This is a genomic window from Gammaproteobacteria bacterium (assembly GCA_041395725.1).
In the GTDB taxonomy this organism is placed as follows: Bacteria; Pseudomonadota; Gammaproteobacteria; order Pseudomonadales; family Pseudohongiellaceae; genus NORP240.
Window position 1 is genome coordinate 2,949,425 of sequence record JAWKZW010000001.1, and the last position, 22,741, is coordinate 2,972,165.

A 22,741-nucleotide genomic window follows, 5' to 3' on the forward strand; every position below is an offset into this window, starting at 1 on the left:
CCAGCGGACTTGCCCGGCGGGCGAGCGGGTGACCCTGCAAAGACTCAGTGCAGAGCCCCGGATTTAAGCAGCAGAAACCGGTAATCGAGGGGGATTTGTGGACAGTACCGCGATAATTTCAACGACCGTAATTGTTACCTATCTGGCCGGCTTCACGCTGTTTGGACTTTTTCTTAACCGCCGCAACCGCAATTCAGACGACTGGGCGACCGGCGGCGGGACACTGGGGTTGTGGATGCTGGCGGCCGGTGTGGCAGGTACCCGTATTGGCGGCGCAGGCACCTATGGTGTGGCCGGGGACGTGGTAACCGGCGGACTGGGCAATCTCTGGTATGGTGTCAACTCTTTCGCGGCACTGGCGCTGGTGGGCATTTTTTTTGCGGTTCCCTACCGGCGACTGAAGCTGGCCAGTGCCGGCCAGGTATTTGATTTACGGTTCGGTTCCAAGCGCTGTCAGTGGCTGTCGTCATTGTGTGTACAGACTGAATACCTGATCGTCAACATCATTGAGCCGTTTGTCATCGGCTCCATCATCAGTGGCGTCACCGGACTGCCATTCGGCATCTGTGTCTTCATCGGCGGCATCGTGATCTTTACCTTCACCGCCACCGGCGGGCTGAAAGGTACCGGGATCACCAACATCATTCATTGCGCGGTCACCATCGGCGGCCTGGCTCTGGTAGGGCTGTTCGCCATGCAGAACATGGGTGGCTGGTCCAGCATGATGGCGCAGGCGGATGCAGCGCTGGTGGCAAACAATATCAGCCAACCGTCCTGGTGGAGTTTTACCGGTATCGGCTGGGCCAGCATTATCGCGCTGTTTTTCTCTGCCACGCTGCACACTCCCGCTGCGTCGGTTTACTGCAACTACTCCACCTCGGCGCGCCACGAAAACCTGCTGATTCCCGGTTTCCTGTTAGCCGGCACCATGGCTGCCGTAATGCCGTTTCTGGCCGGGTTTATCGGAATTGGTACGCTGGCGGAATACGGACCTGAAAGCGGAATCAGCAGCTATCGGAATATCACTCAGCTTGCCACCGATGTAGGCCCGATCATTGGCGGCATTGCCCTGGCGGCAATTCTGGGCGCGTTGATCTCCTCCGGTGCGCCGATTCTGCTGGGCAGTGCCACCCTGTTCGTGAACGACTGGATCCCGGCATCCAAAAATTACTCCCAGGAAAAGCGCCTGCGAGCCTACAAGATCACCACTGTAGTGTACGGCCTGGTGGCAACGACAATCGCCTGGAAGGCGGACATTTCTTCGGTTCTGCAATTGCTGCTGCTGGGCTTTGCCATGGTTGTGCCGCCGGCCATCGCCATCGGCTATATCTTTTACTGGCGGGGCACTACCGAGCGGGGTGTCTTCTGGGGCATGGTAACCGGTTATGGAGGAGGCCTGCTGCATTGGGGGCTGAATACTCTGTTCGAGGGAGCGGAGAATGCCAACGCCGGCGGTTTCGCGCAGTTCTGGTATGAGCTTTGCCAGTCTCTCGGGGAGTGGCGCGATCCGACATTCGCTGCCACCCTGGTACCTCTGGTGGTGATACCTCTGGTCAGCCTGCTGCGACCGGAACAGGACACTATGGCGGACGGTTTTTACGTAGCACTCAAGAGTGCCAGGGCCTGATCCCTGGAGCAGAAAGTCATGGACGAACCGGTAAGGCTGGATAAGACCCCTGTGCACCTGGGCAAAGATGCGGGTGGCAACAGCGTTGCCATTCCTTTGCAGCAGTTTGGCTTCAAACCAGAGGATTTTGAATCCTACCTGAATCACTACTGCAAAGAAGACAGTGGCCTGCTGGTAATGCAGGAAACCAGTGACGCTAACTGGAGTCATTGGGAGAGCCATCCAGCAGGGCACGAACTTGTGATTGTGATATCCGGCAGTGGGACATTTTTCCAAAAATTAAATGGCCGGATAATTGAAATGCCTGTGCGAGCCGGTGACGTCGTTATCAATCCCCCGGGCGTCTGGCATACAGCAGACATCAGAGAGACTCTGACGGCGATTTATATTACGCCGTGCCCGGATACCTGCCACGAACCCAGAGTGCAGACGTGAATCTCGAATTTATCACCTTTGTTCTGGCATCCCTGACAATAATTGTGATGCCTGGCCCCAATGTTCTGGTTATTGTCGGCACCAGCCTTGCCAGGGGCGTTAAAAGTGGCCTGCAGACAGTGGCTGGAACCAGTGTCGCCATGCTGTTCCAGCTCCTTGTTGCCGCGTTGGGTACAGGTTTGCTGGTTAATTCACTGGCTCGTGGATTGCTGTGGTTGAAGTGGCTGGGTGTTGGCTACCTGGTGTACCTGGGGATCGGTAAGCTGCTTGCAAAACCTGCTGAGACAGTCGAGAGTGTCTCAGCAGCAATGACATTTGGTCGCGGCTTCTGGATTTCACTGACGAACCCGAAGACCATCCTGTTTTTCGCGGCGTTTCTGCCTCAGTTCACAGACCCAGGTGCAGACTACCTGCCACAGATCGCTTTTCTCTCGGCGCTGTTCTGGATTCTGGCAATGAGCCTGGACTCCATCTATGCTCTGTTGGCCGGGCATCTTGGCGAGCGTTATACACAGCTGGCTCAGTCCCGCTCCCTCGGGCGCGTGTCCGGTCTCACCTACCTGGGTGCCGGCGCATTGCTCGCGTCCGCCCGTCAGGCCTGACTTCATCCTCACCATGTCCCTCTCATTCGAACTGCTAGCCGACCGCCCCCAGGATGTAAGGATGGTCGTCGACTGGTGGCAGGAAATCTGGGGAGATCGAATGGGGGATCTGGAGGCGTTTACGCGGAACTTCATGGTGACCCTGGGTGGAGATGATCTACCAGTGAATATACTTGCCATGCAGGACGGTAAGCCGATCGGAACGGCGGCCCTTAAAGAGTATGAAATGCGGGAAATCTACCCCGATTACCAGCACTGGCTGGGTAGTGTGTATGTGAAGTCGGATTACCGGGGGCAGGGGGTCGCCGCCCGGCTGGCCGGCAGAGTGGTTGAACTTGCCAGGCAGCGCGGGATAGCGCAGCTCTATCTGCAGACGGTGAATATGACTGGTGGGTTGTATGCAGAACTGGGCTGGAAGCCGATCGACCGCCTGACCTATAAAGGTGATAAAACCCTGGTGATGGTCAAGTCGCTTGCCTGACAATCTGTGGCAACGAAGCAACGAAGCAACGAAGCAACGAAGCAACGAAGCAACGAAGCAACGAAGCAACGAAGCAACGAAGCAACGAAGCAACGAAACCGAGAGGCCCCACCCGGAGGAGCCTTAAACAGGCCCGGTGGCTTCTGTGCAGTGCCTTGACAGGCCAACGCCTGCGGGCGGCAATGCGCCTCGCCGGCAGACTTTTCTGAAGGCCCCAGCGCTGTGTGGCTTGATCAGAAATTCCCTGACTTTCTCAGCGCTGCAATTCCCCGTTAGCCTGAATCAGAAAGGGGCCAGGTGTCTGGTAGCTTTGTTCCAGCAGTTGACACAGTTGTTCGGCGGTCTCTGCCACCGCCCCGGGCACGCCAAAGCTTCTGGCCAGGTCGACCCAGCCGATGGTCGGATTGCTGATGTCGAACAGACTGGCGGCAATCGCACCCATGTTTTCCACACCCAGGCGGGCGTATTCCACGTTGAGGATGTTGTAGGAGTTGTTGGCGAAGATCACCGTTGTCACATCAAGATTTTCCCGTGCCTGGGTCCAAAGGCACTGGATCGTGTACGCCGCTCCGCCATCGCCAAGCAGGGCTACGACCCGTCGATCGGGGCAGGCCAGCGCGGCTCCCGTGGCGACTGGACCGCCCTGGCCTATGGAGCCTCCGGTCAGGCTCAGCCAGCTGTGTGGCACCGAGTTCTGGCAGAACGGGTAGGCGGCATTGCCGCCGCCCGAATCAGTACACACAATAATGTCTTCCGGCATCGTCGAGGCAAAGGCCTGAATAATGCTCTTGTTGGACAGTTCACCTGTGGGCTGCGGGATGTCCTTCTTTTCGAAGCGGGTAACCGTGGCATCGGTGGCGCCCACGCGTTCAGCCAGGCGCTGCAGGGCGTCGATAGCGTTTTCTTCTACCCGGGAAAGCCGCTGTACCTGACAGCCAGGCGGGATCAATTGGCTGGGGATGCCCTGGTAGGCAAAAAAGCTGGCGGGTATGTGACCATTGACGAGCACCAGGTTCCGGGTGCCGTCAAGAGTGGCCAGGATCTGCTCGGGAAAATAGGGCAGTCGTTCTACGGCGACCCGGCCTGGGCCGCCATCGATACGGGCTGGGAAAGTCCCTGTCAGCAGTCGACAGCCCGTTTTTGCGGCAATGCGGCTGGCGGCCTCAAGAGCTGCTGGTTCCAGGGCATGGTGTTCCAGGAGCAGGGCGGTTTTCGAACCGTCCGCCAATAACCGCGCGATTGTCTCGATTGCCGCTTCTTCCACCAGGGCACGGGACGGTAGCGGGTTCGGCTGCGCCGGACCGCGGGACTCGCCCCAGGCGGCATCTGCGCCCATGATGAGCGTGGCTATCTGTCCCTGGGAGTCAGGCGTCTGGCGCAGAGTCGCTGTGTAGGCATCGGCGCCGTCTCCGGCCAGCGTGTCTGCGGTGCTGGTCGATTTGATCCAGCTGGCAACATTGCGCGCCAGCGTGTCAATGTCCGAGGTGAGTGGCGCATCGTAGCCCACATGGTAATTGGGATGGTTGCCGACAATATTGATAATTGGCGATCGGGCCTTGCGGGCGTTGTGGAGATTGGCAATACCGTTTGCCAGGCCTGGACCCAGGTGCAGCAGGGTGGCAGCCGGTTTGCCGGTCATACGCCCATAGCCATCCGCTGCGCCGGTGCAGACCCCCTCAAACAGCGCCAGTACCGAGCGAATTTTCGGCACGGAATCGAGACCCTGGACCAGATGCATTTCTGACGTACCGGGATTGGCGATACAAAGTTCTACACCACAATTGGCGAGAGTTTCTATGAGTGCATGGGCACCGTTCATGGTTGTCTATCCTTGTGTGCAAATATTTGTCAGTTGGTTGCCGGCTGCGCTCACCAGGGTTTTCAACAGCCTGTTAATCAGAGATTCCTTACTTAAATGAATAATCGATCACTCAGATATCAGCTGTCCGGATCCAGCGAAATCATCTGGGAACTGGCATAGCGGTCTCCCAGAACTCCCTGTGCTGTGAACAGGTCTCCCGCTGCCTGCAGATCTTCGGCGTCAATATGCAGCGCCACCGAGGCCGCATTCTCCTCGACATAGCGGACATGCTTGGTTCCTGGTATCGGAACAAAATTCTCATCCTGCGCCAGAACCCAGGCCAGGGACAACTGGGCTGGGCTGCAGTTATTTTTCCGGGCAATTTCTTCCAGTTGTTCAACCAGACCCAGGTTGTGGGAAAAATTGCTGCCGGTAAATCGCGGCATGGTCTGGCGCATGTCGTTCTCTTCCAGCTGCGACATATCGCGAATCCGGCCGGACAGAAACGCTCTGCCCAGCGGGCTGAAGGGGACAAAACCGATTCCCAGTTCCCGGCAGGTCTCGAATACCTTGTATTCAGGATCCCGGGTCCAGAGGGAATATTCAGATTGGACGGCGGCGATCGGGTGTTCCTGGTGGGCGCGCCGAATTGTCTGTGAAGAACATTCCGACAGGCCGATGTAACGGATCTTGCCGGCCCTGACAAAATCGGCCAGGGCGCCAACACTGTCCTCAATGGGGACGTTAAAGTCCCGACGATGCAGGTAATACAGATCGATAACGTCGGTTTTGAGTCGCTGCAGGCTTTCCTCGCAGGTTCTCTTCACATTGGCCGGGGTGCAATCCACGATGCGCTGGCCGTCAAGGGAGGTGATGCCACACTTGCTGGCCAGAATAAATTCCTGCCGTCGCTTACCCAGTACTGAACCGATAAGCGCTTCGTTGTGACCCATGCCATAAAGGCTGGCGGTATCCAGGAAGGTATAGCCGATATCCAGGGCGCGATGCAACGCACGCTCCGATTCGTCCCGATCCGCGGTGCCGTAAGACTGGGACATGCTCATGCAACCCAGGCCCAGGGCGGAAACTGTCAGCGGGCCAAGTTGTCTGGTTTTCATTGTCGGTCAATCACTCCTGGCAGGGGGATGGCCGGAGTCTATCATGAATCGGGGAAATCCGGGGCAGCGCAGAGCCGTTCAGATTCTGTTCAGTCACGGTCCCTTAGGGTAGCGCTTGTGATGGAAGTCTGCTGCAGTACGAGTCGGTTCTGGCTCTTCGAACAGACCGTGATGACCCGATCGATTGCCAGTGGCCAGTTCCTGCCTGACCGGCGATACACTGATCGGCGCCAGCGGGCTTGCCGTAACTCCTCGCCTGGCTATGGCGGATAGCCGGCGAGGATTTTTTTCGGTCAGATCTGTTGCCATCCCGGCAAGCTCCGCTTGCTAGAAAGCAAATCTCTGCTACCATTGCGCAGATAAACGACTGCGTTTCCGGGACAGAACCCGGCACTTGGTCTTTCACATCAAGCAGCGGAAAACCGTACAGCAGCTGGCACATTATGCGGCACCGGTTACCAGGTAAATCCAATCAAACAAAAGAAATTCTCCGCCGATTACGGGCAATTGCGCCCTCCTGTCGCCCTGGTGTCTCCTTGACCAGGTTTATGCCTCTCTCACTTCTGCAGCTGGCGGTCCTAATGCTGGCGCTTGGCACCGGCCTGGCAGGAAGCGCTGCGCTGGAAGCGGTAGACGACATTGATAGCGCTGCGCTGCCGGCAGATTTCGGTCGCGTGCATTTCTATCTGATCACTGTCGATGCCGGCAATAATGTCTGGGACAATTTCGGCCACACGGCCCTGCGCGTCATCGATGAGAACAACAATACGGATACGGTCTACAATTGGGGTCTGTTCGATGCCAGCGGCGGGGTTGTGCAGTTCTCGTTCAATTTTTTCCGCGGAATCATGAACTATCAGCTGGGCACCAGCAGCCCGGGCGCGGAGTTTGGCGCCTATCGACAACAGCAGCGCAGCGTCTGGCAGGACGCGATCAATCTGAACAATCGCCAGAAAGAGACGCTCTATAAGCGCCTGCTGTGGAATGTCCGGCCCGAAAACATCGTTTATCCCTACCATTATTTTTTCGATAATTGCACGACCCGGGTGCGTGACTATCTGGATGAAGCGCTGGAAGGGAAGATCAGCGCGGCCACGGGCAGTACCACCGACAACACCTTTCGCGATCTGGTGACCTACCATTACCGCTCTGCGCCACTGATCGAGTTTTCCGTGGATCTGTTAATGAACGCCAATATCGACCGGCCTGTCACGCAATGGGAGGAAATGTTTCTACCCCTGAGTCTGCGGGCGCGGTTGATGACCCTGCCATCGGATGTGGCTGTCGCCGGCCGGCAGCAGCCATTGCTGAGCGACTCTGTCGTGATCGCAGAGTTTCCGACACCGCAAGCCGGGGCTAACCCCTACTACGTGGCGGGTACGCTGCTGCTGGCGCCAGCCCTGTTTCTGTTCCTGCTGCTGCGCAAGGTATCCATGTCCTATTTTGCGACGCATTCGCGCATTACCCTGAATGCTCCGGGCCTGAGTTTTCGGCTGCTGGGCCTGGTGGGGCTGGTGGTTTCCCTGTTCAGTGGCATTTATGGCTGTCTTATGTTGGGGGGCTGGTTTTTCTCAGACCATATGGATCTTTATAAGAACGTCAATCTTCTGCTTTGCTGGCCTGCCGACCTGTTGGGCGTCGTGGTGGCGGGCCGTTGGTTCATTCAGGCCAGGCCCTGGCCCCTGACCCACAACAGTGCTCCGTTCATCAACTACTACATGCTTGCACGGTTAGTGTCGGTTGTTGCCTATGCTGTCATTGCTGTGTTCAATCTGGCACCGCAGTCAACCATGACCTTTCTACTGACGGTTACACCGGGCCTGTTCCTTCTGATCTTACTGGTCTGGATCGTCGGTTTCGAGCCAGCCAAATCCAAGAACCTGCTGATTTAACGGCCAGTTTGCCTGGCGGGACCTTCAGGGGGTTGGTGGCATTTCTTGACGGGCGGTAGCGTGCCTTCGGTAAGGGCCGTTGCCGGCGAGAGCGTCTGAGGACGAGCGTATACTGTCAGTTAGGCACAGGTCGCTTAAGCGATAGAGAGCTGGCCAAAAAAAGCCCCGGACTCCAAAGAGCCGGGGCTTTCCATTCCGTGACCGGGAATACTAGCGGGTAACGACCTCGACACGGCGATTACGCTGATAAGCTGCTTCGCTGGTGTTGGAGTCGGCTGGACGTTCCTCGCCGTAGCTGACAACCTCGATCTGAGAGCGGGATGCACCGTTTACGATAAGAAAATTCATGATGCTTTGAGCCCGCCTTTCGCCAAGAGCCAGGTTGTACTCCCGGGTGCCGCGCTCGTCAGCATGCCCTTCGAGGCGAATGCGCTTGTTGGGATTAGCTGCCAGATCACGGCCGTGGTAGGTCAGTACATCACGGTCAGCTGGCCGAAATTCAGCGATATCGAAATCGAAGTAGAAAACCGTGGTCTGCAGGGCAGCGCGCTCGACGCGGGCCTGCTGTTCTGCGGCTCGACGTTCAGCTTCGCTTTGCAGCTGCTGGGCACGCTGAGTGGTCGCGTCAATGCCGGACAGGCCGGTATCTGACTCTCCCCCGGCCTGGTCTTCCATATCACCGCTGGAACTACAGGCAACTACACTGGTCAGGGCGAGCAGGATTAGCAGGTTTCGGGCTAGTTTTGAAAGTTTCATTTTTTCTCCTACGTTGGGTATTCCCAGGTTAATTCCTGATTTGACCTTTTGGTCAGGTCTGCAGGTGCGCGCAACATACAGTAAACTGCAACTTAGTTCTATTGATCGGCGCATAAATAATTTTTTTGACATTTTTCTTGCGATTTAATTGCCCGCAGACTGAAAATTTCAACGTTCCAGCACCAGGCGGTGAAAAAACATCCCGCCCACCATGGCGATAACGAACAGCCAGACTGATCCATTTAACGTCACCAGTGAAGTCAGGGCAGGGCCCGGGCATAAACCGGCCAGCCCCCAGCCAACCCCGAACAGCGCGGCACCGCCCAACAGGCGCCGGTCCACATCTTTGCTGGTCGGCAGGAAAAAGCGCGCCTCAAGTAACGGTCGATCTCTTCTCAGCACCAGCTGAAACGCAGGCATGGTGATGGCCAGGCCGCCGATCATGACCAGGGCAAGGCTTGGGTCCCAGTTACCTGCCAGGTCGAGAAAGCCGATCACCTTGGCGGGGTTTACCATGGCTGACACGGTCAGGCCCAGACCGAATAACAGGCCGGAAACAAACACAGAGACCAGGGCGAGGGGTTGGTTAGGTCTGTTTGTCATGAGCCAGCTCCTATTACATGCCGGACCAGGAAAACTGTCACGATACCGGCCAGCATGAACACCAGCGTCGCGGCAAATGAACGCTTGGAAATGCGCGCGATACCACAAATACCATGGCCGCTGGTGCAGCCGCTTCCCAGGCGGGTGCCGAGTCCGACCAGGAACCCGGCGAGAATGCTCACCAGCGGGGTGGCCTGTACCTCAAGGTCGATTGGCGAGCCTTTGACCAGAGTGAAAAGCAGGGCGCCACAAAGCAGCCCGCCAATAAAGAGCACGCGCCACAGGGCGTCGCTTTTGACCGGGAACAGAACGCCACCGAGAATGCCGCTGATACCGGTAATCCGGCCGTTTATCCATAACATCAGAGTGGCTGCAGTTCCAATCAGCGCGCCTCCCAGCAAGGCGCTATAGGGAGTAAAATTTTCCATATGCATGAGATCCTGTGCGGTTTTTTTGCCATGCCCGGCAGGGTCGGTGTGCCTGATTTGCCGTCCAGCCGAACCATACCGGTCGAGTATAAAGCAGAAATTCAGAAACTGCCTGATCAGGATCAGTTCCTGGCTCTATGGCTGTTACCATAATAGCTTGCTCGGCCTTTACCCGCGTAAACAGGTTCTGTCTGGTGACTTCCGTTAATTTCATTTTTGGTCTGGGGTTGTTTCTTTACGGCATGTCCCAGCTGGAGCAGGGTATTCGCAAGCTCAGCGATGTGCGCCTGCGTGGCTGGCTGCGCGCCAGTACCGGGACCAGTATTGGCAGCGTAGGGACAGGTGTGCTGGCGACCGCGCTGCTGCAGAGCAGTTCCATGGTGAGCCTGCTCGTGCTTGCGTTTGCCAGCGCCGGGCTGCTGCCTTTCGTCAATGCGGTGGGAATAATCCTGGGCGCCAACCTTGGCACCACCGTGACTGGCTGGCTGGTGGCAATCTTTGGTTTCAAGTTGAACCTGGAGTCTTTTGCGTTACCGCTGCTGGGCCTGTCGGCCTTCGGGCTGGTTTTCTTTCGTCGGGAAAGTTATCCGGCCAACGGCATGACGGTGGTTCTCGGAATCGGCCTGCTGCTGTTCGGGCTGGGTGTCATGAAAACCAGTATGGAGGCGCTGCCGGCACGTTTTGATGTGTCGCTTCTGCAGGGGCACAGTCCGGTAGTGTATCTGGGGGCTGGTGTAGTGATCGCGGCCCTGGTGCAGTCGAGCTCGGCTGTGATGATGATGGCCCTGGCTGCTGTGAATGCAGAATTTGTCACTCTGCCGGAAGCGGCCGCTCTGATTGTCGGCGCCGATATGGGGACCACCAGTACCACAGTGCTGGGCAGCCTTGGCGGCATTGCTATAAAAAGGCAACTGGCTCTTGCTCATTGTGTCTTTAATCTTATCGTCGACCTGTCCGCCTTTCTGTTCCTTTTGCCGGTGCTGCCACTGGTCCTTTCCTGGCTGCAGGTCTCAGACCCGCTGTTTGGGCTGGTCGCCTTTCACAGTGTGATGAATGTCATCGGGTTGGCGGCATTCGTTCCGTTCCTCGGTATTTTCGCCCGCTGGATAGAAAAGCTGTTTCAGCAGCATGATGGCGAACCCGGATCACTGCTGGAAAAAGTAACGACCGACGTAGTGGACGCGGCACTGGTGGCGCTGGAGACAACGGTTCGCGCGGTGACCCTGCAGGCACTGGTCAACGCCATGCGCGTATTCAACCTGACGCCGGTGAATCTGGCCGCCGTGAGGGAGATTGTTGAAAAATCAGCCGATGTGGAGGTCGGGCTCGATTTCGAACGCGGCTACGAACACCTGAAACGGCAGGAGGGCGAAATTTTACGCTATGTGGCCCGTATTGAATTGCAGCCACTGGGGGAGGGCGATGTGTCGGAACTGGCCCGGCTTCAGCGACTCACGAGGGGCGTGATTTACTGCAACAAATCGCTCAAGGACATCCAGCACGATTTACGCGAGTTGCGCCTGAATGCCGCGCCGGTAATGAATGAGCTGTATGAACTGCAACGTGAATATCACCGCAATGCCTATCAGAATCTGCTCGATCTGCTGCTCGCTGATCATGCATGGGAGTATGTGTTGGAAGAGCTTGAGCAGCTGGATGCAGGTAACGATCAGCACTACGATGCCGTCAATCGTCTGGTGCAGACCAGGGCGGCTCTGGAATCTTCCGATACAGCGCTTATTTCCCTGCAGTTGAATGTTAACCGGGAAATCAGGCTGGCTTATCGCCAGATGCTCAAATCGGTCAAATCTCTGATCCTGGATAAAACAGTTGCTGGTAACATCTCGTTACAATCGAAGTTGCCGGTTAGCAGCTGATTTTGTGTTATAAGGCCATCTACATTCAGACCCTCGATTATCGAACCGGAGGAAGTACAACAAAATGAACAACGCGAAACGGACAAGGGCAGTACTGCTGGCAGTGATGCTGGCATTCACCGGATGCACCCAGACGGGTTTACGAATCGGCAATACGGTGACTCTCTGTTGCCCGGGCACCTACGCTGATTATGAAGCCTATCGATTGCAGACTGAGAACATGCCGATCTTCCTCAGGGACTGGGTGGTGGATATGTTCGATTCCTCATTTCAGGAAAGGGGCATGGAGCGTAATGACCAGGTGAACGATCTGATCGTCACCCTTTCTTACGAGCACGTAAACCTCAGCCCCGAGACGGAAGACGTCAATCCTTTTATCAGACAGGAGAACATCGACGTTGAATTACGCTACATCGCGGTGGTCAAGATCTCGATGCGGGAAACCAGCACGGGCGAGGAAGTCTGGGCTGGTCAGGTGAGCCGCATTCATACGGTTTCACCGGGCGAATACATGCACGAAGGTCCTGCCAGAGTGGCTTTCCTGGAAACCTTCCGGGATCTGCTGGCAGACTACCCCGGCCGGGACTGATACGGGCCTTTCCGCTATAGAGCAAGTGTTCGATATTTGTTTATTTGCTCTGCTTAAAAATGTTAAAGTTCTCCTTCCTTGCGGCCGGGTGGTTTCAGTCACCCGGTTTCCGGATACTCTGGTGGCATGAATTGCTGAACCGTCAGGATGTCCGGTTCGTAAAAATATCCAGACACCGAGACTGATTTTTCGATTCTGGCAGAGAAGGAGTAAGTGGTGAACGCGGAATTCACGGCAGAAGAACTTGCCTTTCAACAAGAGGTAAGAGAATTTCTGGAGACTGAGTTTCCGGCTGAAATCCGGGAGAAAGTTGACAATAACCTGCGCCTCAGCAAGGACGACCTGGTCCGCTGGCAAAAAATTCTCAACAAGCAGGGCTGGATGGCCCCGAACTGGCCTGAAGAGTACGGGGGAACCGGCTGGACCCCGACTCAGAAATATATTTTCAATCAGGAAATGGGCCGTATCGGCGCCCCCGAGCCAGTTGCCTTCGGTGTCAAAATGGTGGCGCCGGTCATTATCGCTTACGGCTCGGAAGAGCAGAAGCAACGCTTTCTGCCGGATATTCTCGAAAGCAGGACCTGGTGGTGCCAGGGCTATTCCGAACCCAACTCAGGCTCCGACCTGGCCTCCCTCAAAACCAGCGCGGTCCGGGAAGGTGATCATTATGTGGTCAACGGAACGAAAACCTGGAACACACTGGGGCAATACGCCGATTGGATCTTCTGCCTGGTGCGTACCGACAATACCGCCAAAAAGCAGGAGGGAATCAGCTTTCTGCTTATCGATATGAAGTCACCCGGTATCAGCGTCAATCCTATCGTGCTGATGGACGGCAGCCCCGAGGTCAACGAGGTGGTTTTCGATAACGTCAAAGTCCCGGTGGAGAACCTTATTGGCGAGGAAAACAAGGGTTGGACCTATGCCAAGGTACTGCTGACCCATGAGCGGACCAATATCGCCCGCGTGCCCTACACCAAACGCCGCATCAATGAGCTTAAAACTGCTGCTGCCAATCGCGATGACGGATTCGGTGGCAAGCTTGCCGATGATCCCGTGTTTGCAACCAAGGTCGCGGAGATGGAGATCGATCTGCTGGCATTGGAATATGCTGAACTGCGAACTTTGGCGGCTGTGTCTGTTGGCAAGGCCCCGGGCCCTGAATCCTCAATTCTGAAGATTGTTGGTACAGAAGTAGCTCAGCGGGCTGATGAGCTGTTCCTGGAGGTCGCCGACTACGACGCCCTGCCTTTTGTGCCGGAGCAGTTCGAGGGCGGGTTCCAGGGAGAGCCCCTGGGTGAAGGCTACCTGGCATCGACGGCCCTGGATTACTTTAATCATCGCAAGGTCTCCATTTATGGTGGGTCCAACGAAATCCAGAAAAATATTATCTGCAAGGCAGTGCTGGGGCTGTAATCACGGTCGCGTCATGGCGCGATCTGTCACAGTTCGAACTCAAGAATTCGAGGTTTAGCAAGTGGACTTTTCATTTACTGGCGAGCAACAGATGCTACAGGACAGCGTGCAGAAGTTTGTGCGCGAGCATTACGATTTTGAGACCCGTAAGGGGATTCTGGCCAGCGACATCGGGTTCAGCATCGACAACTGGAACCTGTTTGCGGAGCTGGGCTGGCTGACAGTGCCATTCCAGGAAGAAGACGGGGGCTTTGGCGGTTCCGCTGTGGACCTGATGGTGATGATGGAAGCGCTGGGTAAAGGGATGGTCGTAGAGCCGTTTATTCCCACTGCCGTAATGGCCGGCGGCCTGATCAGCAGGCTGGGAACGGTTGAGCAGAAGGCGGATCTGCTGCCCGCAATCATGTGTGGTGAACTGCAGCTGGCCTGTGCCATCAGTGAGCCCGGCAGTCGCTTCAATCTGGCCAATGTGGCCACCACGGCGGCCGCAAAGGGTGATGGTTTTGTCATCAGTGGCAGCAAGGTGGCGGTACTTAACGGTGCTCAGGCTGATCGCTTGCTGGTGGTGGCCCGAAGCTCCGGCGCCGCGCAGGATCGGCAGGGGATCTCGGTTTTTCTGGTAGATGCCAAAGCTGCGGGGGTTACCCGCCAGGGGTATACTCAGATAGATGGGCACGGTGCTGCGACCGTCCAGCTCGACGGCGTTGAGGTTTCCGCCAATGCCTGTCTGGGGACGCCTGGCGAGGCCCTGGCGGGGCTGGAGCAGGTGGTGGATATTGCTACCGTAGCAGTGGCTTCGGAAGCCGTTGGTGCCCTGGATGCCCTGCTTCAGAAAACAGTCGAATACAGTAAGACTCGTAAACAGTTTGGCGTGCCTATCGGCACTTTTCAGGCACTTCAGCATCGCATGGCTGATATGTTTGTCGAGTGCCAGCTGGCGCGTTCGATAGTCTTGATGGCGGCAATGAAACTGGACAGCAGCGCCAGTGAGACGGAGAAGGCTAAAGCTGTGTCGGCTGCCAAGAGCCGGGTCGGTAAGGCCCTAATCAAAGTCAGCCAGGAAGCCGTGCAGTTGCATGGCGGAATAGGCATCACTGATGAACTGGATGTTGCCCATCTGTTCAAGCGGGTCACTGCCATTGAAACCCTGTTCGGTAACACGGATTTTCATACCCGTCGGTTTGCCAGCCTTTAGAAGCTTATGAGCGAACTGGTATTCGTGCGACATGGCCAGGCTTCGTTTGGTGCTGATTCTTACGACAAACTCAGCCAGGCGGGCATAGAACAGGTAAAGCAGCTGTCCCGACACTGGCGGGAACTGGGCGAAAGCTTCCATCACCTGTATGCCGGTGATCTGAGACGTCAGCAGGAAACGGCCAGGGAACTGCTGGACCATGTGGAAGTGTCGCAGCGCAGGATCCAGGTTATGCCAGCCTTCAACGAATACAACGGTGATCCTCTGATTGCTATCTACCTGCGCAATCACCGGCGGGAAGGAGGCTTTCCGGCGGAACTGAGCCTGCCAATACCGGAAGAGCGTCTCTACCAGAGGGTGTTTGAAGCGGCCACGGCAAAATGGATCCGAGATGAGCTTGAGCCTGCCGATACGGATGTGGGTTTTGAACCGTGGCGGGATTTCCAGGCCCGCGTGCACAGTGCCATGGATGAGCTGATGGAAGCCCATCAGAATGGCAGCAAGGTGCTCATCTCCACGTCCGGGGGTGTGATAGCATTAGCCCTGCGCGGGCCTTGGGGTTTCCTGATGCCCAGGTGATTGCTACAAACTGGATGGTGCATAACAGTTCGGTTACCCGTATCCGCTACGGCGGCGGTAAGATTTCGCTGACCCTGTTTAACAATCTCGCGCACCTTGAGAAGCCGGATTTGCAACACATGGTGACATTTCGCTGAGCTGTTAGTAACAACAACGTCTCGGGATTACGGGGAAAACTGTGTGGTGGCAGACACTAGCCTGATGGACAAAGCCGGTGAAATCCGGCGTGGTGAAGAGCTGGATCTGGTAAAGCTGCAGGGGTATCTGCGCCCGATTCTGGGAGAACAGGTCGGCAGGCTTGAAATCAGGCAGTTCCCGGGCGGCTTTTCCAACCTTACTTATCTTATCAGCTGCGGAGATGAAAAATGGGTCCTCAGACGCCCCCCGTTTGGGAGTAAAGTCAAATCTGCCCATGACATGTCCCGTGAGTATCGCATTCTCAGCGCGCTCAAAGATATTTACCCCTATGGCCCCAGGCCGGTTCATTTCTGTGATGATCATTCTGTAATCGGGTGCGATTTTTACCTGATGAATTATATCCAGGGTCTGGTTATACGCAGAGATTACCCTGAGGGCCTGGCGCTCGGCCCGGAACAGATTCGCCAGCAACTGCTCAATTTTTTCGATGTGCTCAGTGAGCTGCACTCCGTGGATCTTGTCGAAGCCGGCCTGCAGGATTTTGGTCGCCCGGTGGGTTACGTCAAGCGCCAGGTTGAAGGCTGGATAAAGCGCTGGGAGGCCGCCGTCACGCCGGATACCGTAGCGATGGAGTCGGTCATGCAGTGGCTGCTGGATAACATGCCGTCGGAGAGTGGTCTGGCCAGTGTGATACACAATGATTACAAACTGGACAATGTTATTTTCTCCCTCGAAGACCCGCTGCAGGTCATCGGCGTGCTGGACTGGGAAATGTCTACGGTAGGTGATCCCCTCATGGATCTGGGTTGCACGCTGGCTTACTGGGTACAGGAGAGTGACCCGGAGTGGATGCGTGAGTATCGAACCATGCCAAGCGACACGCCCGGCGCTCCCACGCGGGCAGAGATCGTACAGCGATTCAGTCAGCGCACCGGCCTGTCGGTTGACAATTTCCCATTCTATTTCTGCTTTGGACAGTTCCGGCTCGCCGTTATAGGGCAACAGATCTACTATCGCTATTACCACGGTGTGACTCAGGATCAGCGTTTCAGGATGATGGTTGAAAAGACTCGTATCCTCAAGCAGATGTGTGACCTGATTATCAGTGGCAAGGTCGCCAGCTAAGCCACCCGGGGCCCGGTCCGTTCGGCCTTGTCCGCCGTAAACTGAAAAGCCCCGCTGGAGACAGGTCTGAAGTCCTGTTTCCAGCGGGGCTTTCGGCAGCTGTTGAATCTTCTTCTGGATGCCCTTTTCGGTCAGTTATTCCAGCCCCTGCCGCAGGGCTGGTGGAGGCCCTGCGACCGGCTGGCCGCCCCGTCGCGGGTTGCGCAGTTTATGCCAGTGGCAACTGCTGCCCCCTTGGACTCTGACGATCGCTATCAATCTACCTTGAACTCATCGAGCACTTCCTGACGGCGGGCACCTGCCAGTATACCTGGCATCGCGTAGTTGCCCTCGTGGCAGGCATACTCATAAATCTGCCCGTCCAGAGCGTGGTAGCTCATCTCTGCAGTCCACGGTTGACGGTAGATGTTGTCATCTTCAACGGTAAACTGGTAGACGATCTCGGTGTCGGAGTAGGGAGTGAAGCGTTCGACAATCCGGCCTTCTTTGGTGATGGGGATGGCGCTTTCACTCAGCTGCAGAGGCTTGATATTGACTGTTTCCACAATCAGCGAGCCGTCCTCGTACCAGCCGACAGAATCACCGAGCCAGGGTTCATGCACCTCGGGGCGCCGGTTGGCCCGGGCCTCCGCGGCATTGTCGAACAGGGGAATGACACGCGCCTCGTGCACCATTTCCACATGAATCACGACGTAGTCATCGGTCTGCACGAACTGGTAGGAGCTGTTGTACAGCGTGCCCATCATGCCGGGTCCGGCGGTATTGCCAAATCCAATCAGGCAGCGCTCAGCCAGCGGGATAGCCTCAGGGCCGCGGGTGTCGCCGATGCCGGTCAGGTAGCGGGCGCCATAGTTGGCTCGCTGGAAGTCCAGTTTGGGGTCCTCGCGGCGGGGTATCTGGCCGTTGGGTGGGTCGATAACCAGTGAAGTGCGAAATTCACCCTTTACATAGGCCAGGGTCGCGCCCGGGTCGGTCCAGAACAGGTTATATCCCCGCAGGCCGAAATCCTGTGCTCCTGCCGGTGGCGCGCCGGTGGCTGTGTCAATTGCCGGCCCGGAGGCAACATTTTCTGCGGAAATTCCGGCAATCGACATGTTTGCCACGATCTGCTCCGCCTGCTCGGCAGTGACGACCAGGCTCTCTATACCACGAGGACGGGTAAGCGGCGTCCGGGATGCATTTGTCCAGGTTCCTTCCAGGTCCGGGATGGCCCCGCTCTGGGCGAACAGTGAGGTCGCCGCCAATGAGACTGACAGCCCCTGCAGTGTTGACTTTAGGGACAGTGTCTTCGGGTTTGACATGTCTGATCTCCTGAAAATAAAAGGTAACCGGTCAAAAGTATCCCTGTCGGTCGGCTTTGTAAAGGCCTGACCGGCGGCGGCGCAAGGCTGGGATCAGGAACCCCGGATTGCCAAGATCGGCTGTTGGCGGCCGAAAACCCATTAACCACACTGTGTTACGGAGTCTGGCCCATGAAGGTCGCCCTGTTATCTACCTTTGGTCCGGAAGTCAGAGGTATCAGTTATTACAGCGATTGCCTGTTGCGGGCACTCAATGCGGTTGATGCTATCCAGGTTATGCCGGTGGACTACGCCAAGATCTACCCCGACTGGCTGCATCCGGCGCAAAAGTCCCCGCCGAAGCAGAACAATCTGCGGGTGCTCCATTATGCCCGGCCCTGGACCTGGAGTCTGAAGCGTTATCAGCCTGACCTGATCCATCTGCAGGCCTGGACCTTTGCCACGGCATTGATGCATCGACGGGTGCTCGGAGAGGCGAAGCGCTTGGGTATCCCGACCGTGCTGACCCTGCACAATCCGGCAGCCCATGAAATGGCTGGCCTGCCCGCCTGGTTGCAAAACAGTTGTCTGAGGCTGGCCGATGCCCTGGTAATTCACGACGCCTGCGGCTTGACGGCCATACCGTCACAATGGCGACCCAAGGTACACGTGATTCACCATGGCACAGAGTCCCTCGTATTATCTGACAGAGACTTGCAGGCAGCCGATCACACATCGCCCTACCTGCTGTATTTCGGCAACATCCGGCCTTACAAAGGGGTAGACCTCCTGTTGGCTGCCTGGCAGGACCTGGCTGCAGAGTATCCCCAGTTCCGACTGATCGTGGCGGGGCAGCTTTGGCAGGGAGAGACGTTGCTGTCGCGGGTGGTGGCACGGCTGTTGGGTACAGAAAAACACGGCCGGATTATTCGGCAGTTGCTGGATGATCCCGGGTTGCTCAATGTTGAATCCCGCCTAGGGTTTATTGCCGATGACGAACTGGACAGACTCATCCGGCAGGCCCGTTACGCTATCTTTCCCTATCGCCGGTTTTCCGGGCACTCCGGCGCTGTCTCGCGTGCTGCCGCTCAGGGCGTGCCGGTTCTGGTCAGCGACGTCGGAGGCCTGGCATCTTTGGCAACGGGTAGGGAAAATGTTTTTCAGGCAGGCAATCAGGAGTCGTTGCGGGCACTGCTGCGCAGGAAGCTGGAATTGCCAGGCAGTAATCTGCCGGAACGCCGGTTGCAGCTGAGGAGGGCACAGGATATGAGTTGGAACCATGCCGCCAGCCTGCACACCAGCCTGTACGAGGAGTTACTCCGCGCTGCCAGAAAGAAATGACCGGCCGGGCGCCGGCATCGGTTTTCGCGCCGCGATAAAAATGGTCAGGGCGCTTGAAAAAGAAACTCTCTCAGGGCGTCGATCCGGTCGGTACCTATCAGGTCAATACCTGCCTCATTCAATGCTCCCCAGACCGGCGGAATGTCCGGGGCATTCCAGAAGCGCAACTTGACTCCTTGCTCGCGGGCCAGTGCAACCAGGGACTTGAGTTGTTCCCGTTGCTCGGCTGGCATGGCATCGCCGCCCCGCCAGCTGAACACGTCGTCCCAGTTACCACTCACCATGGGCATGAAGTTTGGATCTATGGCGCCGCTGCTCAAATCTGACAGGCGACCATCGTAGCCCATGAACCGCTCTGCCTGGGACTCCATCAGTTCTCTCGGCCGGTTGCCGGACACGACTACCGTGACGGCGCCAGGCTCGACACCGTCAGGAGTAAAACGGGTCAGAAAGGGCTCATAGGGCGCCAGCGCTCTTTCCAGTTGCTGGTAGGTGGTGTCCGCCTCTGACTTGATGTCGATCAGCAGAATCAGGGGAGTGGTCGTTTCCGGGTATACCTGTCCGGCGCCACGCATAACAATCAGGCGCAGTGGTTCCAGATACAGGTTGCGCAGAGTTCGCCCACGCAGCAGGTCCTCGGGGTCGTGACCCACCCGCAGTTCATTGTCGGACAGGTAGATATCGGCTTCGACACTGGCGAATCGCAGTTGCAGGGCGCTGAACAGCGGCCGGGGCCTGTCATAATCGTTGTGGGAATGAGCCGGCAGGGGAATTCCGGGCTGGGCGGATACCTGTGCAACGGGCAGACAAGAAAACAGTGCCAGGGTGATGACGAAGGCGCTAAATAGACGGCTGAACATGAGTAGTCTCCTTGTTCTTGGTGGCAGCAATTCGCTGGAACTCCCTGCTCATGAAATACGCACTCAAGGTGGAAATAACGGAAAAACCGGTCAGGATCATAAAAACCTGTGACCAGCCAACATAATCTGACAGATAGCCGGCGCTGAACGCTGCGATAGCGCCCCCGATATACCCCAGGCCGTCGATTATACCGGTGCACGACCCGGCCCCTTTAGGCCCGGCGATATCCAGGGTGAGGCAGCCGCTGCTCATGGAATAGGGCCCCAGCAGAAAGAAGCCGCTGGCCCCGAGGAAAACCATGATAAGCGCAAAATTGGGAGTTTCAGAATTGCTGAGTATGGTAATGAAACCCAGGCAGATCACCAGGCACAACAACATGATCCACATGGTTCTGGCACGATCCCCGTTGTCGGCATAGTGATCCGTGTACCAGCCTATAAAGACTGTTCCGATGACGCCCAGGAAAGGGAAAATTGCCGATTGCAGAATCGCTGCGCTGGCGCCCAGGCCAATGTCGAACAGAAACTTGGGAGTCCAGAAGAAAAACACTGAGCGCAGCAGGGTGGTTAAAAAACTGAAGACCAGCAGTTGCCGATAGATTGGCAGGCCTAACAGGGTCTTCAGGATGGTTTTTACACCCAGGTTTTCCTCGTCGCCATAATCTGCCAGCTGCTTCTTCCCGACCTCGCTTCGCCCGAATGTGACACCAGGAACCACGTCCCTCGGATCGGCTTTCGACGCCATTATGGACCAGAGCAGGATGCCGCTGACCACCAGGGCGGGATAGACAAAAAGACCCTGCCAGGCCACGCCAAGCGCAACCAGGAACCCGGCGAACAAGGTGGCGGCAACACCGCCAAACTGGAAGTTGACACTGATCAGCCCCATGACGGTACCGTTGCGTTCGGGGGGGTACCAGTTACCTATGGTCTTGGTCAGTCCGCCCCATCCCATGGACAGAAAGTAGCGGCAGAAACACCAGACTATAATGAATGCCGTGAGGCTGGAGGACAGCGCAAAAATCAGGTTCCAGAAGATGGCCCCGCCCATGCCGATCAGGAAAATACGTCGCCCCCCCATTTTGTCTGCCAGGGGGCCATTGATGAACTTACCGACGGCGTAAGCGATCTCCGAGAGCGAGGCGATAACACCCAGCTGCGTGTTTGAATAGCCGAATTCCTGTTCCAGCAGCGGAAACGCGGCTGACAGGTTGCCCCGACACAGGTAGTAGCCGACATAGCCGATCAGCATCACCCAGAAGGTGGAGATGCGCCAGCGTAACAGACGGCTGTGCTGTTCCTCGGTAACCGGCAGGAACTGGCCTTTTTCCTCGGTATAAAATATCAAACGCTGACTGTTCCGGTATGCCAGTTGTAGCTGGCGGGTGAGTAGGGCAACCAAGGCAGCAGGGCGATTACTTCGCTGCCATCGAGCGAACCCGAAGCATAAAAGCGGGTGTGGCAAATGTCCACACAATAAGGCGGTGGCGTTTGCCTGCCACGGCAGCGCCTTCGATTGAGGCGGTGCGGGCCAGTCCGCGGAGCACCACAAACTGTTCGCCAGAGACCGGCTGCTTCGAAGCAGTCCCTCCCATAATCAATACACCAAACACAGTTCCGTGCGCGGTTAAAAGACCAGGCCTGGGTCCGGGCTCACCTTGACCAGTCATCATCGATAACGTATTTTCGGCGTCGTTTTTTGGCGCCCGTTGCTGGTTCCGTCCCGGCATTCCGGATTGCAGCAGGCAGGGAGGGCAATGCACCCATTGGAGTCGCACTATCATGACATACAAGGTAAACGAGCTTTTTTCCGTGGCCGGGAAGGTAGCCATCGTGACAGGCGGTTCCCGTGGCATCGGGAAAATGATTGCGCAGGGATTCGTTGAGAACGGCGTACGGACCTACATCACGGCTCGCAAAGCGCCGGCTTGTGAAGCCGCAGCCGAAGAATTGTCCCAGTGCGGGGAATGCATCCCGATACCGGTTGATCTGGCGACCAGCGAGGGGCGCAAAAAGTTTGTCGGTGAGTTCAATGAACGTGAGGCGAAGCTGGATATTCTGGTGAATAACGCTGGCGCTGCCTGGGGTGCACCATTCGAGGAGTACCCGGAGTCCGGTTATGACAAGGTGATGGATATCAATGTGAAAGCGGTGTTCATGCTGACGCGGGATTTACTGCCGCTATTGCGCAAGGATGCCAGCCCGGCGAATCCCAGCCGGGTAATCAATATTGGCTCCATTGACGGGTTGCGGGTGTCCAGTACCGACAACTTTGCCTACGGTACCAGCAAGGCTGCGGTGCATTTCCTTACCCGGAATCTGGCCGTCAGACTTGCGCCACAGGGTGTCACCGTCAATGCCATTGCACCCGGGCCGTTCGAAAGTCAGATGATGGCTTATATGCTGGACAACTACCGTGACAGGATTGAGAGTGAGAATCCGCTGGGTCGTATAGGATGTCCCGAGGACATGGCCGGCCTGGCACTTTACCTGGCCTCCTACGCTGCCCGGTATATGACCGGCCAGGTGATTGCACTGGATGGCGGTCGTCACCTGGGAAGTCGCCAATGAGCTGTCGGCTGGAGTTGCGGTGAAGTC

23 protein-coding genes are annotated in these 22,741 nt (G+C 56.8%); 14 read left to right on the plus strand and 9 right to left on the minus strand.

Translation table 11 applies throughout. From position 1 onward, the window contains the following. Positions 1 to 97 precede the first annotated feature (97 nt). The 4 genes from R3F50_12930 to R3F50_12945 are packed head-to-tail and all read left to right on the plus strand — an operon-like array spanning position 98 to position 3,145. A complete protein-coding gene (locus R3F50_12930) occupies positions 98 to 1,627 on the plus strand; it encodes a sodium:solute symporter family protein (protein MEZ5491206.1) in 1,530 nt (509 codons plus the stop codon). An 18-nt stretch (positions 1,628 to 1,645) separates the two neighbouring features. Beyond that, positions 1,646 to 2,062 (plus strand): cupin domain-containing protein, encoded by a 417-nt coding sequence (locus R3F50_12935; protein ID MEZ5491207.1) that lies wholly within the window; start codon positions 1,646 to 1,648, stop codon positions 2,060 to 2,062. Next, positions 2,059 to 2,664 carry a LysE family translocator gene (locus tag R3F50_12940; protein ID MEZ5491208.1) on the plus strand — a complete coding sequence of 202 codons (606 nt, stop codon included), beginning with the start codon at positions 2,059 to 2,061 and terminating at the stop codon, positions 2,662 to 2,664. Before R3F50_12935 ends, R3F50_12940 begins: the two co-directional genes overlap by 4 nt. A gap of 13 nt (positions 2,665 to 2,677) precedes the next feature. Next, on the plus strand, positions 2,678 to 3,145 hold the full coding sequence (locus R3F50_12945) for a GNAT family N-acetyltransferase (GenBank protein MEZ5491209.1): 468 nt from the start codon (positions 2,678 to 2,680) through the stop codon (positions 3,143 to 3,145). A 253-nt stretch (positions 3,146 to 3,398) separates the two neighbouring features. Here R3F50_12945 and R3F50_12950 read toward each other — a convergent pair whose 3' ends face one another. From R3F50_12950 to R3F50_12960, 3 genes are all read right to left on the minus strand, one after another. Then, the gene (locus R3F50_12950; protein MEZ5491210.1) at positions 3,399 to 4,964 is read right to left on the minus strand and encodes an acetolactate synthase large subunit; all 1,566 of its coding nucleotides are present in this window, start codon (positions 4,962 to 4,964) and stop codon (positions 3,399 to 3,401) included. 119 nt (positions 4,965 to 5,083) lie between these two features. Next, positions 5,084 to 6,064 carry an aldo/keto reductase gene (locus R3F50_12955; GenBank protein ID MEZ5491211.1) on the minus strand — a complete coding sequence of 327 codons (981 nt, stop codon included), beginning with the start codon at positions 6,062 to 6,064 and terminating at the stop codon, positions 5,084 to 5,086. Between the two features lie 93 nt (positions 6,065 to 6,157). Then, the gene (locus R3F50_12960; protein ID MEZ5491212.1) at positions 6,158 to 6,373 is read right to left on the minus strand and encodes a hypothetical protein; all 216 of its coding nucleotides are present in this window, start codon (positions 6,371 to 6,373) and stop codon (positions 6,158 to 6,160) included. A gap of 239 nt (positions 6,374 to 6,612) precedes the next feature. On the opposite strand from R3F50_12960, the gene R3F50_12965 reads away from it, so the two are divergent. Next, a complete protein-coding gene (locus tag R3F50_12965) occupies positions 6,613 to 7,956 on the plus strand; it encodes a DUF4105 domain-containing protein (GenBank protein ID MEZ5491213.1) in 1,344 nt (447 codons plus the stop codon). Between the two features lie 210 nt (positions 7,957 to 8,166). Here the strand turns inward: R3F50_12965 and pal are convergent, their stop codons facing one another. From pal to R3F50_12980, 3 genes are all read right to left on the minus strand, one after another. After that, on the minus strand, positions 8,167 to 8,712 hold the full coding sequence (pal, locus tag R3F50_12970; protein ID MEZ5491214.1) for a peptidoglycan-associated lipoprotein Pal: 546 nt from the start codon (positions 8,710 to 8,712) through the stop codon (positions 8,167 to 8,169). Between the two features lie 168 nt (positions 8,713 to 8,880). Continuing rightward, the gene (locus tag R3F50_12975) at positions 8,881 to 9,315 is read right to left on the minus strand and encodes a YeeE/YedE family protein (GenBank protein ID MEZ5491215.1); all 435 of its coding nucleotides are present in this window, start codon (positions 9,313 to 9,315) and stop codon (positions 8,881 to 8,883) included. Further along, complete coding sequence (locus R3F50_12980; protein ID MEZ5491216.1) at positions 9,312 to 9,800, minus strand: YeeE/YedE family protein; 489 nt, start codon at positions 9,798 to 9,800, stop codon at positions 9,312 to 9,314. Before R3F50_12980 ends, R3F50_12975 begins: the two co-directional genes overlap by 4 nt. 137 nt (positions 9,801 to 9,937) lie before the next feature. Here R3F50_12980 and R3F50_12985 point away from each other — a divergent pair, with 137 nt between their 5' ends. The 7 genes from R3F50_12985 (at position 9,938) to R3F50_13015 (ending at position 16,662) form a co-directional block, all read left to right on the plus strand. Then, on the plus strand, positions 9,938 to 11,620 hold the full coding sequence (locus R3F50_12985; protein MEZ5491217.1) for a Na/Pi symporter: 1,683 nt from the start codon (positions 9,938 to 9,940) through the stop codon (positions 11,618 to 11,620). 64 nt (positions 11,621 to 11,684) lie between these two features. Continuing rightward, positions 11,685 to 12,209, plus strand: a complete 525-nt coding sequence (locus R3F50_12990) for a DUF4136 domain-containing protein (GenBank protein MEZ5491218.1) — start codon at positions 11,685 to 11,687, stop codon at positions 12,207 to 12,209. Between the two features lie 216 nt (positions 12,210 to 12,425). Further along, positions 12,426 to 13,625 carry an acyl-CoA dehydrogenase family protein gene (locus R3F50_12995; protein ID MEZ5491219.1) on the plus strand — a complete coding sequence of 400 codons (1,200 nt, stop codon included), beginning with the start codon at positions 12,426 to 12,428 and terminating at the stop codon, positions 13,623 to 13,625. A gap of 61 nt (positions 13,626 to 13,686) precedes the next feature. Further along, a complete protein-coding gene (locus R3F50_13000; protein MEZ5491220.1) occupies positions 13,687 to 14,820 on the plus strand; it encodes an acyl-CoA dehydrogenase in 1,134 nt (377 codons plus the stop codon). 6 nt (positions 14,821 to 14,826) lie between these two features. After that, the gene (locus R3F50_13005) at positions 14,827 to 15,399 is read left to right on the plus strand and encodes a histidine phosphatase family protein (protein MEZ5491221.1); all 573 of its coding nucleotides are present in this window, start codon (positions 14,827 to 14,829) and stop codon (positions 15,397 to 15,399) included. After that, the gene (locus R3F50_13010) at positions 15,396 to 15,536 is read left to right on the plus strand and encodes a hypothetical protein (GenBank protein MEZ5491222.1); all 141 of its coding nucleotides are present in this window, start codon (positions 15,396 to 15,398) and stop codon (positions 15,534 to 15,536) included. The genes R3F50_13005 and R3F50_13010 overlap by 4 nt, the downstream gene beginning before the upstream one ends. A gap of 46 nt (positions 15,537 to 15,582) precedes the next feature. Further along, positions 15,583 to 16,662: a phosphotransferase family protein gene (locus tag R3F50_13015; protein ID MEZ5491223.1), complete on the plus strand. Its 1,080-nt coding sequence runs from the start codon at positions 15,583 to 15,585 to the stop codon at positions 16,660 to 16,662. Between the two features lie 254 nt (positions 16,663 to 16,916). On the opposite strand, the gene R3F50_13020 is transcribed toward R3F50_13015, so the two are convergent. Continuing rightward, positions 16,917 to 17,963, minus strand: coding sequence for a hypothetical protein (locus tag R3F50_13020; protein MEZ5491224.1), 1,047 nt, complete (start codon positions 17,961 to 17,963; stop codon positions 16,917 to 16,919). 171 nt (positions 17,964 to 18,134) lie between these two features. On the opposite strand from R3F50_13020, the gene R3F50_13025 reads away from it, so the two are divergent. Beyond that, the gene (locus tag R3F50_13025) at positions 18,135 to 19,283 is read left to right on the plus strand and encodes a glycosyltransferase (protein ID MEZ5491225.1); all 1,149 of its coding nucleotides are present in this window, start codon (positions 18,135 to 18,137) and stop codon (positions 19,281 to 19,283) included. Positions 19,284 to 19,327: 44 nt separating this feature from the next. Here R3F50_13025 and R3F50_13030 read toward each other — a convergent pair whose 3' ends face one another. Beyond that, positions 19,328 to 20,143, minus strand: a complete 816-nt coding sequence (locus R3F50_13030; GenBank protein ID MEZ5491226.1) for a phosphatidylinositol-specific phospholipase C/glycerophosphodiester phosphodiesterase family protein — start codon at positions 20,141 to 20,143, stop codon at positions 19,328 to 19,330. Then, positions 20,124 to 21,491 (minus strand): MFS transporter, encoded by a 1,368-nt coding sequence (locus tag R3F50_13035; protein MEZ5491227.1) that lies wholly within the window; start codon positions 21,489 to 21,491, stop codon positions 20,124 to 20,126. Before R3F50_13035 ends, R3F50_13030 begins: the two co-directional genes overlap by 20 nt. A 434-nt stretch (positions 21,492 to 21,925) precedes the next feature. On the opposite strand from R3F50_13035, the gene R3F50_13040 reads away from it, so the two are divergent. Then, on the plus strand, positions 21,926 to 22,714 hold the full coding sequence (locus R3F50_13040; GenBank protein MEZ5491228.1) for an SDR family oxidoreductase: 789 nt from the start codon (positions 21,926 to 21,928) through the stop codon (positions 22,712 to 22,714). Positions 22,715 to 22,741: the final 27 nt, after the last annotated feature.

Excerpts from the sequence above, each read along its gene's own strand:
- R3F50_12935 (MEZ5491207.1), top strand. The coding sequence starts at position 1,646 with ATGGACGAACCGGTAAGGCTGGATAAGACCCCTGTGCACCTGGGCAAA.
- R3F50_12945 (MEZ5491209.1), top strand. The coding sequence starts at position 2,678 with ATGTCCCTCTCATTCGAACTGCTAGCCGACCGCCCCCAGGATGTAAGG.
- R3F50_12950 (MEZ5491210.1), bottom strand. The coding sequence starts at position 4,964 with ATGAACGGTGCCCATGCACTCATAGAAACTCTCGCCAATTGTGGTGTA.
- R3F50_12955 (MEZ5491211.1), bottom strand. The coding sequence starts at position 6,064 with ATGAAAACCAGACAACTTGGCCCGCTGACAGTTTCCGCCCTGGGCCTG.
- R3F50_12960 (MEZ5491212.1), bottom strand. The coding sequence starts at position 6,373 with ATGGCAACAGATCTGACCGAAAAAAATCCTCGCCGGCTATCCGCCATA.
- R3F50_12965 (MEZ5491213.1), top strand. The coding sequence starts at position 6,613 with ATGCCTCTCTCACTTCTGCAGCTGGCGGTCCTAATGCTGGCGCTTGGC.
- pal (MEZ5491214.1), bottom strand. The coding sequence starts at position 8,712 with ATGAAACTTTCAAAACTAGCCCGAAACCTGCTAATCCTGCTCGCCCTG.
- R3F50_12975 (MEZ5491215.1), bottom strand. The coding sequence starts at position 9,315 with ATGACAAACAGACCTAACCAACCCCTCGCCCTGGTCTCTGTGTTTGTT.
- R3F50_12990 (MEZ5491218.1), top strand. The coding sequence starts at position 11,685 with ATGAACAACGCGAAACGGACAAGGGCAGTACTGCTGGCAGTGATGCTG.
- R3F50_13005 (MEZ5491221.1), top strand. The coding sequence starts at position 14,827 with ATGAGCGAACTGGTATTCGTGCGACATGGCCAGGCTTCGTTTGGTGCT.
- R3F50_13020 (MEZ5491224.1), bottom strand. The coding sequence starts at position 17,963 with ATGTCAAACCCGAAGACACTGTCCCTAAAGTCAACACTGCAGGGGCTG.
- R3F50_13025 (MEZ5491225.1), top strand. The coding sequence starts at position 18,135 with ATGAAGGTCGCCCTGTTATCTACCTTTGGTCCGGAAGTCAGAGGTATC.
- R3F50_13030 (MEZ5491226.1), bottom strand. The coding sequence starts at position 20,143 with ATGTTCAGCCGTCTATTTAGCGCCTTCGTCATCACCCTGGCACTGTTT.
- R3F50_13040 (MEZ5491228.1), top strand. The coding sequence starts at position 21,926 with ATGACATACAAGGTAAACGAGCTTTTTTCCGTGGCCGGGAAGGTAGCC.